A 12,738-nucleotide genomic window follows, 5' to 3' on the forward strand; every position below is an offset into this window, starting at 1 on the left:
CGGTCGTACCGCCTGCGGGCGAAGAGGTGCTAGGATACCCCATCCTTTCCCGGGGCGGCGAAGCTGGCCAGGCATAGAGCCGGCGCGGCCGCTCCCTTGAGATGCAATCGACTCATGTTTGGTTCCAACGACGACAAGAAGGCTCCGGCGCAGGCCGGGGAAAAGAAATCCTTGTTCGGCTGGCTGCGCAAGAAGCCCCAGGAAACCGTCCCCGCCGCTCCGGCGGAGCCGGTGGTTCCGGTCGCGGCTGAAGCGCCGGTCACGCCTGCGCCCGAGGTTGTCCCAGCGGCCGAGCCCCGGGTCGAGCCGACTTCGGTCCCGGCTCCCGCTCCCCTGCCTTATTCCGGCCCGCAGGCCGAGGCTCCCGAGCCCGCTCCTGCCCCGGAGCCAGCACCGGAGCCAGCACCGGTGATTGCCGAAACGGCCGTGGTGGTCGAACCTGTTGCACCTGCACCTGCACCTGCACCTGCACCTGCACCTGCACCTGCACCTGCACCTGCACCTATTCAGCCAGCTCCCGCAGCTGAAGCGGCTATTCCTCAGCCGGTTCCTACGCCTGAAACCGCCCCAGTCGTACCCGCGCCTGCTGCCGAATCCGAGCCTGCGAAGGCCGGTTTCTTCGCCCGACTCAAGCAGGGTCTGTCGAAGACCAGCGCCAGTATCGGCGAAGGCATGGCCAGCCTGTTCCTCGGGCGCAAGGCCATCGACGACGACCTGCTGGACGAGATCGAGACCCGGTTGCTGACCGCCGACGTCGGCGTCGAGGCCACCAGCGCCATCGTCCAGAGCCTGACCCAGAAGGTCGCGCGCAAGCAGCTGGCCGACAGCGGTGCCCTGTACAAGGCCCTGCAGGAGGAACTGGCCGCCCTGCTGCGCCCGGTCGAGCAACCGCTGAAGATCGAGAACGGCCGCGCGCCCTACGTGATCCTGGTCGTCGGCGTGAACGGCGTCGGCAAGACCACCACCATCGGCAAGCTGGCCAAGAAGCTGCAACTGGACGGCAAGAAGGTGATGCTGGCCGCCGGCGACACCTTCCGCGCCGCCGCCGTGGAGCAGCTGCAGGTCTGGGGCGAGCGCAACAACATCGCCGTGATCGCCCAGCACACCGGCGCCGATTCGGCTTCGGTGATCTTCGACGCCGTGCAGGCCGCCAAGTCCCGTGGCGTCGACGTGCTGATCGCCGATACCGCCGGGCGCCTGCACACCAAGGACAACCTGATGGAAGAGCTGAAGAAGGTGCGCCGGGTGATCGGCAAGCTGGATGAGTCGGCTCCCCACGAAGTGCTGCTGGTGCTGGATGCCGGCACCGGCCAGAACGCCATCAACCAGGCCAAGCAGTTCCACCAGGCGGTCAACCTCTCCGGCCTGGCGCTGACCAAGCTGGACGGCACCGCCAAGGGCGGGGTGATCTTCGCCCTGGCCAAGCAGTTCGGCCTGCCGATCCGCTACATAGGTGTCGGCGAAGGCATCGACGACCTGCGCACCTTCGAGGCCGATGCCTTCGTCAAAGCCCTCTTCGCCGAGCGGGAGTCCGCATGATTCGATTCGAGCAGGTCGGCAAACGCTATCCCAATGGCCACGTCGGCCTGCACGAACTGAGCTTCCGCGTCCGCCGCGGCGAGTTCCTCTTCGTCACCGGCCACTCCGGCGCCGGGAAAAGCACCCTGCTGCGCCTGCTGCTGGCGATGGAGCGGCCCACCACCGGCAAGCTGTTGCTGGCCGGTCAGGACTTGTCGCAGATCACCAACGCGCAGATTCCCTTCCTGCGGCGCCAGATAGGTGTGGTGTTCCAGAACCATCAGTTGCTGTTCGATCGCAGCGTGTTCGACAACGTCGCCCTGCCGATGCAGATCCACGGCCTGTCCAAGCCGGAGATCGCGAAAAGGGTGAGCGTGGCGCTTGAGCGTGTCTCCCTGGCGGACAAGGCCGAGCTCTACCCGGCCGACCTTTCCACCGGCCAACAGCAGCGCGTCGGCATCGCCCGCGCCGTGGTGCATCGCCCGGCCCTGCTGCTGGCGGACGAACCCACGGGTAACCTGGACCCGCGCCTGGCCGCTGAGATCATGGGCGTTTTCGAGGACATCAATCGCTTGGGCACCACAGTGCTGATCGCCAGCCACGACCTGGCGCTTATCGCGCGCATGCGCCACCGCCTGCTCACCCTGCAACGCGGCCGCCTGATCGGCGACGGGGAGGCGGTCTGATGAGTGCCAAGCAGATGCCGCCGCCCAAACCCGCCGAGCGTGTCGGCGCGTCACCGCGGCACACCGAAGCGCCGGAGAAGGCTGACGAAGGCCCTGATTTCCGCACGCTGCTGCACGCCTGGCTGGAAAGCCACCGTGCCAGCCTGGCGGACAGCCTGCGCCGCCTGGGCCGCCAGCCCATCGGCAGCTTCTTCACCTGCCTGGTGATGGCCATCGCCCTGAGCCTGCCCATGGGGCTTTCCCTGCTGCTCGGCAATGTCGAGCGTCTGGGCGGCTCCTGGCAGCGCGCGGCGCAGATTTCCCTGTTCATGAAGATGGATGCCGGCGAAGCCCAGGGGCAGAAGCTGCGCGACGAGATCGCGCGGATGCCGGACGTTACCGAAGCCGAGTGGATCAGCCGCGAACAGGCCCTGGCCGAGCTGCAACAGCAGTCGGGCCTTGGCGAAGCGCTCAAGGAGCTGCCGCAGAACCCGCTGCCGGGGGTGGTCCTGGTGACGCCCAAGCAAGTCGACAAGGCCACGCTGGAGGCCCTGCGCCAACGTCTCTCCGAGCTGCCCGGCATCGAGCAGGCACAGCTGGACCTGGTCTGGGTAGAGCGCCTGTCGGCCATTCTCAAACTGGGCGAACGCTTTGTCTTCGGTCTGGCCCTGCTGCTGGTGCTGGCCCTGCTGTTGGTGATCGGCAATACCATTCGTCTGCATATCGAGAACCGCCGCACCGAGATCGAAGTGATCAAGCTGGTCGGCGGGACCGACAGCTACGTGCGCCGTCCCTTCCTCTATATGGGGGCGCTCTACGGCACCGGCGCGGGCTTGCTGGCCTGGCTGGTGCTGGCCTACGGCCTGAACTGGTTGAACGATGCCGTGGTGCGCCTGGCGGGGCTCTACGGTAGCGATTTCGCCTTGGCCGGGGTGCCCCTGGCCGATGGTCTATCCCTGCTTCTGGGAGCCGTGCTGCTGGGTTACATTGGCGCCTGGCTGGCTGTCGCCCGTCACCTGAGCGAGCTCGCGCCACGCTAGAGGCGCCGGTTTTCGCGGGTCTTGCCTGGTGGTGTAACGAAACTTTTACGCCCCCTTGCAGTCAGATTGGCCAGTGCTACACTGCGCGAGCTTTAGTGAATCGGAGGATTCGCATGACCACTTCCCTGCAACCTGTCTATGCCCTTGCCCCCGGTGCGAACCTGGAGGCATACGTGCATGCGGTCAACGGCATCCCGCTGCTGACTGTCGAGCAGGAGCGCGAGCTGGCCGAACGCCTCTTCTATGAACAAGATCTGGAAGCGGCACGGCAAATGGTGTTGGCGCACCTGCGCTTCGTCGTGCACATCGCCAAGAGTTATTCCGGCTACGGCCTGGCCCAGGCCGACCTGATCCAGGAAGGCAACGTGGGCCTGATGAAGGCCGTCAAGCGCTTCAACCCCGAGATGGGCGTGCGCCTGGTGTCCTTCGCGGTGCACTGGATCAAGGCCGAGATCCACGAGTTCATCCTGCGCAACTGGCGCATCGTCAAGGTCGCCACCACCAAGGCACAGCGCAAGCTGTTCTTCAATCTGCGCAGCCAGAAGAAGCGCCTGACCTGGCTGAACAACGATGAAGTCCATGCAGTGGCCAATACCCTTGGCGTCGAGCCCCATGAAGTGCGCGAGATGGAAAGCCGGTTGACCGGCCAGGACATGGCCTTCGACCCGGCGGCGGACGCCGACGACGACGCGGCCTTCCAGGCTCCGGCCCACTACCTGGAAGACCACCGCTACGATCCGGCGCGCCAGCTGGAGGAAGCCGACTGGAGCGACAGTTCCACGGCCAACCTGCACGAGGCCCTGGATGGCCTGGACGAGCGCAGCCGCGACATCCTTTACCAGCGCTGGCTGGCCGAGGAGAAATCGACCCTGCACGACCTGGCAGCCAAGTACAACGTCTCCGCCGAGCGTATCCGCCAGCTGGAGAAGAACGCCATGAACAAGCTCAAGGGCTTCATTCAGGCGTAAGTGCCAAACCCTGGAAAAGCCGCACGCATGTGCGGCTTTTTTCTTTCTGGAGAAAACCGCCATGCCCTTGCCGTCCCTGCGCCCCAGCCACTGGCTGCTGTTCGCCGCGGTCGCCGTGCTGTTCTTCTCCCTGGCACTGTGGATGAGCCGGCAATCCGAGCGCGCCGAACCTTTGCCTTGGCTGGTGAGCTGGCAGGAGACGGTGATCGTGCCCCTCGCCGAGGAGACCCTCAGCCTGGAACAACTGGCCGCCCTGGCGCCGGGAGAACTCTGGCTGCAGCCGCGCACGGAAGGTCCGCGCCTGGTCTATCGCGCCGAGCAGGACCGGGAGGAGGGGGCCTGGCGCCTGGAGGCGGAGTTGCTGCTCAGCGATAGCGAGAGCAGCAGCCTGGGCAAGGCGCTGGGTAAAGGCACCGACGAGCAGCCCCTCAGTGCCGAGATGCTGGAGCAGTTGGGCGAACACCGGGTGGCGGTGCTGAACATGGTGCCCATGGCTGAAGTGTCGGCGGCACGCCTGGCGGCTAGTATCGGCCAGCCGCGGCTGCGCCTGCGCACCGCCGAGGGCGAGGCCTGGGTCTATCCGCAGCAGGGGCTGAGCGTGCACCTGGCGGACGGCAAGCTGCAGCTGCTGCACCTGGTGCCCCGCGAAGCGATGAAGCACTGAGGCGAATGCAGCGTTCCGGGTATCTGCGGCGCTCGCCACCCAAGCGTTGGGCTTCGCGTCGCTCAGCCGCAACCTACGGTCCGGAATCCGGTCAGGATCAGAGTTGCTGCAGGTAGTCGCTGCCGCCCAGTTGGCTCATCTGCCGGCGAATCCAGCCGGCACGGCGGGCGACATATCCGCCGGGCCGCGAGGGGCTCCATTGCCGCGGGTTGGGCAGCACCGCCGCCAGCAGCGCCGCCTGCTGGCGTGACAAGCGCGCCGCGCTCACGCCGAAGTGCTGGCGGGCGGCGGCTTCGGCGCCAAATACGCCGTTGCCCCATTCCACGCTGTTCAGGTAGACCTCGAGGATCCGCTGCTTCGGCCAGAGCAGTTCGATCAGCCCGGTGAACCAGACCTCCAGTCCCTTGCGCAGCCAGTTGCGGCCGGACCAGAGGAAGAGATTCTTCGCCACCTGCTGGCTGAGGGTGCTAGCGCCGCGGATGGAGCCGCCGCGCTCGTTGTGTGCCAGGGCCTTGCGGATGGCGGGGACGTCGAAGCCCCAATGTTCGGCGAATTTCTGGTCCTCGGCCGCGATCACCGCGATCTTGAGGTCGTCAGGCAGCTCGTCCCAGGATACCCAGTCGCGCTTCAGGTCGATGGGCTGGCCATCGAACCAGGACTCTATCTTGCGCTCCACCATCAGCATCGATCCCGGTGGCGGCACCCAGCGGAACAGGATCACCAGCAACACGGACGCCGCCGCGAACCAGAGCAGCAGTTTGAACAGGCGTTGGCGAATGGTGCGGAACATGCTGGCTTGGCCCGGGAAAATTTGCGCGCCATTATAGCGGCCGCCCGTCCCATGTCTGGAGTCTCCATGGCCCGCCTGTTCCTGCTTCTTTCCGCGTTCGCCGGTTTTACCGGGGTGGCCCTCGGCGCCTTCGCTGCCCATGGCTTGAAGAGCAGGCTGAGCCCCGAGTACCTGGCGGTGTTCCAGACCGGCACCCACTACCAGCTGATCCATGCCCTGGCCCTGTTCGGCGTGGCCCTGCTGTCGTTGCACGCACCGGGTCGGTTGCTGAACCTGGCCGGCGGCTGCTTCGCCCTCGGCATCCTGCTGTTCTCCGGCAGCCTCTACCTGCTGACCCTGTCCGGCATCGGCAAGCTCGGCATCATCACCCCCTTCGGCGGCCTGGCCTTCCTCGCCGGTTGGCTGTGCCTGGGGCTCTCTGCCTGGAACCTCACCGCCCGCTAACCTGACCCTGGCGTCAAATTGCGGGACGAATGGCGTCCTTTAACCTTGGTCCCGCGCGGCTAACGGGCTAGAATGCCGTCCCCTTTCCAGATGTGACTGTTCCGTCATGCGCATTCAGTTGAACGGTGAATCCTTCGAGCTTCCCGACGGCCAGACTGTCGCGGACCTCATCGCCTGCCTGGATCTGGCCGGCCGCCGCGTCGCGGTCGAACTCAACCTCGACATAGTGCCGCGCAGCCAGCACGCCGCCACCGCCCTCTGCGAAGGCGACCGCGTCGAGGTGGTACACGCCATAGGCGGCGGCTAGCCGCGCGGGCACAGCGCCCGTCCAAATAGCTCCATCTGCCGTCCCAGTTTCGCGCCTTGCGCTTTCCCTACTGCCCGCCAGGAGTCCAGCATGAGCCATACGCCGATCGACAAGCCCTTTACCCTTGCGGGCCGCACCTATCAGTCGCGTCTGTTGGTGGGCACCGGCAAGTACAAGGACCTCGAAGAGACCCGCGTCGCCATCGAGGCCTCCGGCGCCGAGATCGTCACCGTGGCGGTGCGCCGCACCAACATCGGCCAGAACCCGGACGAGCCCAACCTGCTGGACGTGATCTCCCCGGACAAATACACCATCCTGCCGAACACGGCCGGTTGCTATAACGCCGAAGAAGCGGTGCGTACCTGCCGCCTGGCCCGCGAACTGCTGGATGGCCACAACCTGGTCAAGCTGGAAGTGCTGGCCGACCAGAAGACTCTCTTCCCCAACGTCGTCGAAACCCTCAAGGCCGCTGAACAGCTGGTCAAGGACGGCTTCGATGTCATGGTCTACACCAGCGACGACCCCATCATCGCCCGCCAGCTGGCCGAGATGGGCTGCATCGCGGTGATGCCGCTGGCCGGCCTGATCGGCTCGGGCATGGGCATCTGCAACCCCTGGAATCTGCGCATCATCCTCGAGGAAGCCAAGGTTCCGGTGCTGGTGGATGCCGGCGTGGGCACCGCGTCCGACGCGACCATCGCCATGGAGCTGGGCTGCGAGGCCGTACTGATGAACACCGCCATCGCCCATGCGCAGAACCCGGTGATGATGGCCGAGGCCATGAAGCACGCCATAGTCGCCGGCCGCCTCGCCTATCTGGCCGGGCGTATGCCGCGCAAGCTCTACGCCAGCGCCTCGTCGCCGCTGGACGGACTGATTCGCTGAGAACCGGTCACGATCAGCTGCGCGTCGGCCCTGCGGCGTTAAAAACAGGTTCGGAATGCTCATTTACAGCTCGTAAACTCCGCTTCCTCACTTGTTTTTGCCTTGCATGGCTCTAGCTCGCAAGATCGTGAGCAGGTTCTGAATTCCACTGACAGGTTTCGCAAGAATGATCGAGCACCAGGGTTCGCCGGCCGCCGCCGACGAAACGCGTCACCACCGCACCATCAAGAGCTTCGTGATGCGCGCCGGCCGCATGACCGAAGGCCAGCAACGCGGCCTCGACCAGGGCTGGCCGAAATTCGGCCTGGAACTGGCCGACGGCCCGCAGGATTTCGATGCCCTGTTCGGCCGCAGCGCGCCGCGCACCTTCGAGATCGGCTTCGGCATGGGCCATGCCACCCTGGAGATGGCCGCTGCAGCGCCTGAGCAGGATTTCATCGGTGTCGAGGTGCATCGCCCCGGTGTGGGGGCGCTGCTCAATGGCGCCATGACCCAGGGTCTCGACAATATCCGCGTCTACAGTTGCGACGCTCTGGAAGTGCTGCGCGACTGTGTGGCCGACGCCAGCCTGGATCGCGTCCTGCTGTTCTTCCCCGATCCCTGGCACAAGTCCCGTCACCACAAGCGGCGCATCGTCCAGCCGGCGTTCGCCGAGCTGGTGCGGCAGAAGCTCAGGGTCGGCGGCGTATTGCACATGGCCACCGACTGGGAACACTACGCCGAGCACATGCTGGAAGTGATGAGCGTGGCACCTGGCTTCCGCAACCTGGCTGCGGACGGCCGTTATGTCCCGCGCCCCGAAGAGCGGCCGGTGACCAAGTTCGAGCGCCGCGGCGAACGCCTCGGCCACGGCGTCTGGGATCTCAAGTTCCAGCGCATCGATTGACCGGGCGCCGCCCACCAGCGGCGCCTCGGCAGACCTGAATAGACCGGGCCCACCCGGCACCTCACCTGATCCGACGATAGCAACGCCTGCCGATTGGCCGGGCGGCATAAGAATAAGAGCGACGCGGCTGCCGCTGCGTCGTGAGGAGAAGGCTGTGTTGTTGAGAACATTCGGATATCTGCTTCTGGCTGGCTGCGCCCTGCAGGCCCAGGCCAAGGTCGACGCTACCCGGGCCGCCCATCTCGGGCAGGACCTCACTCCCCTGGGCGCCGAGCGCGCCGGCAACGCCGCCGGCACCATCCCGGCCTGGGATGGCGGCCTCGCCACCCCGCCGGCCGGCTACCAGCCGGGCATGCACCACCCCGATCCCTATGCAGGCGATGCCCCGCGCTTCATTGTCGACAGCCGGAACCTCGGCCAGTACGCCAAGCTGCTGACCCCGGGACACAAGGCCCTGCTGGAGCAGCACCCGGACTACAAGCTGCGCGCGTATCCGACCCATCGCAGCGCTGCCGCGCCGCAACGCATCTACGACGCCACCCGCTTCAACGCCGAGAACGGCGCGTTGATGGCCGGCGGCAATGGCGTGGAAGGTGTGGCCGCCGGTGTGCCCTTCCCGATTCCGGCCAATGGCCTGGAAGCCATCTGGAACCACATCCTGCGCTATCGCGGCGAGCAGATTCACTTCACTACCAATCAGGCGGCGGTCCTCGCCAATGGTGGCTACAACCTGCTCAAGCTGGAACGGGACATCTATTTCGTCTACGGCCGTGACGGCATGAGCCCGGGCAACCTGGAGAACACCCTGTTCTTCTACAAATACCGGGTCGTGGCCCCGGCCAAGCTGTCAGGCTCGGCCCTGGTGGTGCAGGAAACCCTCGACCAGGTGCTGTCGATCCGCAAGGCGTGGCGCTTCAATCGCGGCGAGCGCCGCGTGCGCCGCCTGCCGATGCTGGCCTACGACACGCTGCAGCCCGACACCAATGGCCTGGCTACCGCCGACATGGTGGACTCCTACAACGGCGCGCCGGACCGCTACGAGTGGCAGTTGCTGGGCAAGGAGGAAATGCTGGTGCCCTACAACAGCTACGCCGTGCACCAGAAAGGCATCCCCTACGAGCAGATCCTCAAGGCCGGCTACGTCAACCCCGACCTGCTGCGCTACGAGCAGCATCGCGTCTGGGTAGTGGAGGCGAACCTGCGCACGGGCTTCAGCCATCCCTACGCCAAGCGCCGCTTCTACCTGGACGAGGACAGCTGGCAGATCCTCGCCGTCGACCTCTATGACAAGGGCGGCCGCCTGATCGGCATGCAGGAAAGCCATCCGATCAACTACTACGATGTGCCCATGTTCGGCAGCACGCTGGAAACCATCTACGATTTCGTCGGTGGTCGTTATTTCGTCGATGGCCTCGACAACAACGAAGCCATGTATGATTTCAAGGCCCCGCTCCACCCGAGGGACTTCACGCCCCAGGCGCTACGGCGCGAAGGCAACTGATTCCGGCCTGCCTGGCCATCCCAGCCGCCCTTCGGGGCGGCTTTTTATTTATGGCACGCCAGAAGTCGTAGGGTGCGCTGTGCGCACCGGGAGCCCCACGCGGGAGTCATTGGTGCGCGCGGCGCACCCTACCGTCGAGATCGCAGCGCAGGGGCTCAGTTGATCAACTCGGCCCCCACCACCGTCGACTCCGGCAGGGACGGCGGCGCCGGGCTGATCTGCATGTACTTGATGCTTTCCCGCGGAATCATCAGCAGGTCGCCATCCACTTCGATGCTGAGAAAGGGTGACTCCAGCTGGCGACGCAGGCCGCGGGCGACCTCCACCGGGTCGGCGGACTGCTGCGGAAAGCGCAGGGCCAGGCGCTGGCCGTCCTGGAAATACAGGTAGAGGTGCTTGATCGGCTTCATGGGGCGTGCTCCCTGGATTGGCGGCCTGTGGCCGCCGGGGGAGCCGCCGGCCTCAGTTGCGATCGGCGATGATGCCGATCACGAAGAAGACTAGTAGCAGTACGGGCGCCAGGGTGTAGTTGTTGAAGTAACCCAGGCCCTGGGCCAGCCAGGGCGTCACGTAGATCATCGCCAGGCCGTAGCCGACCGCGCAGAGCAGCACGAAGAGCAGGGTGCGGAAGAGGAAATTGAGGCTGCCGATACGCTGCTGCACCCAGGCATTGATGGTCGGCCCGAACAAGACCAGCAGGGTGGCCATGATGGCCAGGGCGATATCGTGGAGGTGGCCGCGGCTCCAGCGCGACAGGGTGGCGATCATGTCCAGTACGGCGTCCATCCGGGGTCCTTGATGAAGTGGTTCGGGAGCAGACGATTCCAAATCCGCAGCCTGCCCGTCAAGGCAGGAAATGCTGCAGCAGGTCATTGAGGAACAACTGGCCTTCGGCGGTGGCCACCAGCCGCCGCGGGTCGCCCTGCAGCAGGCCGCGTGTCTCCGCCTCGGCGCGGGCAGTGGCGAGGCCGGCCAGCGGCATGCCGGTGCGCTGAGTGAACAATTCGGCGGGCACGCCGTCTGTGAGGCGCAACACGTTCATGAGGAATTCGAAGGGCAATTCGCCTTCGTCCAGGTGGCGCTCGCCGGCCAGGAAGCGCTTGGCCGGGTCCAGGTAGTCCTTCGGCAGGCGGGTCTTCCAGCTGCGGATGATGCGGCCTTCCGGGCTGCTCAACTTGGCGTGGGCGCCGGCGCCTATGCCGAGGAAGTCGCCGAAGGTCCAGTAATTGAGGTTGTGCCGTGCGCGCTGGCCGCCCCGGGCATAGGCGGAAACCTCGTACTGGGCGTAGCCGTGCTCGGCCAGCAGCGCTTGCCCGGCTTCCTGGATGTCCCAGAGGATGTCGTCCTCCGGAAGCGTGGGTGGCTGGTTCCAGAACACCGTGTTCGGTTCCATGGTCAGCTGGTACCAGGAGAGGTGCGTCGGCCCTTGGGCGATGGCGATGCGTAGATCGTCCAGGGCGTCCTCGATGGATTGATCCGGGAGGCCGTGCATCAGGTCGAGGTTGAAGTTGTCGAAGCCGGCGCGGCGCGCCATGTCGGCGGCGCGGATGGCTTCCTCGCCGTCGTGGATGCGCCCCAGGGCCTTGAGCTTGGCCTCCTGGAAGCTCTGCACGCCGATGGACAGGCGGTTGATGCCAAGCTGGCGATAGGCGGCGAACTTGGCCTGCTCGAAAGTGCCGGGGTTGGCTTCGAGGGTGATCTCGATGTCGCGGGCGAAGGGCACCCGCTGCTCGACGCCGTCCAGCAGCCGGCCGATGGCGTTGGCGCTGAACAGGCTGGGGGTGCCGCCACCGAAGAAGATCGACGTCAGCTCGCGGCCGTGGACGTGGCCAAGGTCCTGCTCCAGGTCGTCGAGCAGGGCGTCGATGTAGGCTTCTTCAGGCAGCTCGGAGCCAGCGGCGTGGGAATTGAAGTCGCAGTAAGGACACTTGCGCACGCACCAGGGGATGTGGACGTACAGTGCCAGGGGCGGCAGCTGGAAGCCTGACGCGGCAAGCTGCAAACCATCCTTGCCGCCGCCACTGGTGGCTTGCGGCTTGCCGCTTGCAGCCGTCTGCTTCATAAGCCCAACCGTTGCTTGAGCAGGGCCATGGCGCGGGCGCGGTGGCTGAGCTGGTTCTTCTCGATGGGGGAAAGTTCGGCGCTGGAGCACTCGCGCTCGGGTACCCAGAACAGCGGGTCGTAGCCGAAGCCATGTTCGCCACGGGCCTCGAACAGGATGCGGCCACGCCAGACGCCTTCACAGAGGATCGGCAGCGGGTCTTCGGCATGCCGCAGCAGGGCCAGGCTGCAGATGAATTGGGCGCCGCGCTCGGCCTCCGGCACTTCGCGCAGCACCTCGAGCAGCTTGGCATTGTTCGCCGCGTCGCCCTGGCCATCCGCGTAGCGCGCCGAGTAGATGCCGGGCGCACCGCCCAGGGCGTCCACCGCCAGGCCGGAATCGTCGGCGAGCGCCGGCAGGCCGGAGACCCGGGCGGCGTTGCGCGCCTTGAGGATGGCGTTCTCGACGAAGCTGAGGCCGGTTTCTTCCGGCTCGACTTCGCTGAACTCGGCGATCGAGCGCACTTTCACGCTATCGCCGAGCATGGCCTGGAGTTCCTTGAGTTTGCCGGCGTTGTGGCTGGCCAGCACCAGTTCTTTGAAAGGCATCATTCGTCGGGGAAGAATTCCTGGTCGAAGCTGAAGCTGTGCGGCGCTTCGTCGCCACGCTGCACGTTGAGGGTGAAGTTCAGCATTTCACGGTCGCTGAAGGGGAACTGCGCCAGGTAGTAGATGGCTTCGCCTTCGCTGACCTGCTTGAACTGCAGCGAGGTGACCTGGCCGAGCAGGTTCTTCACCTGGCCGCTGACCTGGGCGGTGCTGGCCTTGCCGGCCTTGAGCACGGCGACGTTGATCACGCCCTGGGTCTTGCTGCGGGTCAGGCCGACGGCGGCGGCGATGTCCGGCTGCAGGAAGCTGGAGTTGAAGGCGTTGTAGTGCACATCCAGGTCGCCGAAGGTTTGCTTGCGCTCGGCGGCGGCCGGCAGGGCCAGGCAAAGGGCGAAAAGGAACAGGGCTAGACGACGCATGG

General features: G+C 65.9%; 16 protein-coding genes. 10 read left to right on the forward strand and 6 right to left on the reverse strand.

What is annotated here, in order from left to right:
• Window positions 1-114: 114 nt before the first annotated feature.
• From ftsY to E8F11_RS14425, 5 genes are all read left to right on the forward strand, one after another.
• Entirely contained in the window at window positions 115-1,539 is a 1,425-nt protein-coding gene (gene ftsY / locus E8F11_RS14405; protein ID WP_280289491.1) for a signal recognition particle-docking protein FtsY, read from the forward strand.
• Window positions 1,536-2,204 (forward strand): cell division ATP-binding protein FtsE, encoded by a 669-nt coding sequence (gene ftsE, locus E8F11_RS14410; RefSeq protein WP_280289492.1) that lies wholly within the window; start codon window positions 1,536-1,538, stop codon window positions 2,202-2,204. Before ftsY ends, ftsE begins: the two co-directional genes overlap by 4 nt.
• Complete coding sequence (gene ftsX / locus E8F11_RS14415) at window positions 2,204-3,223, forward strand: permease-like cell division protein FtsX (protein WP_280289493.1); 1,020 nt, start codon at window positions 2,204-2,206, stop codon at window positions 3,221-3,223. The genes ftsE and ftsX overlap by 1 nt, the downstream gene beginning before the upstream one ends.
• A 113-nt stretch (window positions 3,224-3,336) precedes the next feature.
• Window positions 3,337-4,191: an RNA polymerase sigma factor RpoH gene (gene rpoH, locus E8F11_RS14420; protein WP_280289495.1), complete on the forward strand. Its 855-nt coding sequence runs from the start codon at window positions 3,337-3,339 to the stop codon at window positions 4,189-4,191.
• A gap of 61 nt (window positions 4,192-4,252) precedes the next feature.
• Window positions 4,253-4,855, forward strand: a complete 603-nt coding sequence (locus E8F11_RS14425; RefSeq protein ID WP_280289496.1) for a hypothetical protein — start codon at window positions 4,253-4,255, stop codon at window positions 4,853-4,855.
• A gap of 97 nt (window positions 4,856-4,952) precedes the next feature.
• Here the strand turns inward: E8F11_RS14425 and mtgA are convergent, their stop codons facing one another.
• Window positions 4,953-5,645: a monofunctional biosynthetic peptidoglycan transglycosylase gene (gene mtgA / locus E8F11_RS14430; protein WP_280289497.1), complete on the reverse strand. Its 693-nt coding sequence runs from the start codon at window positions 5,643-5,645 to the stop codon at window positions 4,953-4,955.
• 66 nt (window positions 5,646-5,711) lie between these two features.
• Between mtgA and E8F11_RS14435 the strand changes: the two genes are divergently transcribed.
• The 5 genes from E8F11_RS14435 to E8F11_RS14455 all read left to right on the forward strand — a co-directional run bounded on the left by E8F11_RS14435 (window position 5,712) and on the right by E8F11_RS14455 (window position 9,668).
• Window positions 5,712-6,089, forward strand: coding sequence for a DUF423 domain-containing protein (locus E8F11_RS14435; RefSeq protein ID WP_280289498.1), 378 nt, complete (start codon window positions 5,712-5,714; stop codon window positions 6,087-6,089).
• A gap of 106 nt (window positions 6,090-6,195) precedes the next feature.
• The gene (gene thiS, locus E8F11_RS14440) at window positions 6,196-6,396 is read left to right on the forward strand and encodes a sulfur carrier protein ThiS (RefSeq protein ID WP_280289499.1); all 201 of its coding nucleotides are present in this window, start codon (window positions 6,196-6,198) and stop codon (window positions 6,394-6,396) included.
• A 90-nt stretch (window positions 6,397-6,486) separates the two neighbouring features.
• Window positions 6,487-7,281, forward strand: coding sequence for a thiazole synthase (locus tag E8F11_RS14445; RefSeq protein WP_280289500.1), 795 nt, complete (start codon window positions 6,487-6,489; stop codon window positions 7,279-7,281).
• A 166-nt stretch (window positions 7,282-7,447) separates the two neighbouring features.
• Window positions 7,448-8,167 (forward strand): tRNA (guanosine(46)-N7)-methyltransferase TrmB, encoded by a 720-nt coding sequence (gene trmB / locus E8F11_RS14450; RefSeq protein ID WP_280289501.1) that lies wholly within the window; start codon window positions 7,448-7,450, stop codon window positions 8,165-8,167.
• A 157-nt stretch (window positions 8,168-8,324) separates the two neighbouring features.
• Complete coding sequence (locus E8F11_RS14455; protein ID WP_280289502.1) at window positions 8,325-9,668, forward strand: DUF1329 domain-containing protein; 1,344 nt, start codon at window positions 8,325-8,327, stop codon at window positions 9,666-9,668.
• A 155-nt stretch (window positions 9,669-9,823) separates the two neighbouring features.
• On the opposite strand, the gene E8F11_RS14460 is transcribed toward E8F11_RS14455, so the two are convergent.
• From E8F11_RS14460 to E8F11_RS14480, 5 genes are read right to left on the reverse strand one after another with little or no spacing between them, the layout of a single operon-like run.
• Window positions 9,824-10,078 carry a hypothetical protein gene (locus E8F11_RS14460; protein ID WP_280289503.1) on the reverse strand — a complete coding sequence of 85 codons (255 nt, stop codon included), beginning with the start codon at window positions 10,076-10,078 and terminating at the stop codon, window positions 9,824-9,826.
• Between the two features lie 52 nt (window positions 10,079-10,130).
• Window positions 10,131-10,454, reverse strand: a complete 324-nt coding sequence (locus tag E8F11_RS14465) for a DUF3392 domain-containing protein (RefSeq protein WP_280289504.1) — start codon at window positions 10,452-10,454, stop codon at window positions 10,131-10,133.
• A 58-nt stretch (window positions 10,455-10,512) separates the two neighbouring features.
• Window positions 10,513-11,670, reverse strand: coding sequence for a radical SAM family heme chaperone HemW (hemW, locus tag E8F11_RS14470; protein WP_280289546.1), 1,158 nt, complete (start codon window positions 11,668-11,670; stop codon window positions 10,513-10,515).
• 56 nt (window positions 11,671-11,726) lie between these two features.
• Window positions 11,727-12,320: an RdgB/HAM1 family non-canonical purine NTP pyrophosphatase gene (rdgB, locus tag E8F11_RS14475; protein WP_280289505.1), complete on the reverse strand. Its 594-nt coding sequence runs from the start codon at window positions 12,318-12,320 to the stop codon at window positions 11,727-11,729.
• The gene (locus E8F11_RS14480; protein WP_280289506.1) at window positions 12,317-12,736 is read right to left on the reverse strand and encodes a DUF4426 domain-containing protein; all 420 of its coding nucleotides are present in this window, start codon (window positions 12,734-12,736) and stop codon (window positions 12,317-12,319) included. Before E8F11_RS14480 ends, rdgB begins: the two co-directional genes overlap by 4 nt.
• Window positions 12,737-12,738 lie beyond the last annotated feature (2 nt).

It is taken from the genome of Pseudomonas sp. BN417 (assembly GCF_029871205.1).
Lineage (GTDB): Bacteria > Pseudomonadota > Gammaproteobacteria > Pseudomonadales > Pseudomonadaceae > Metapseudomonas.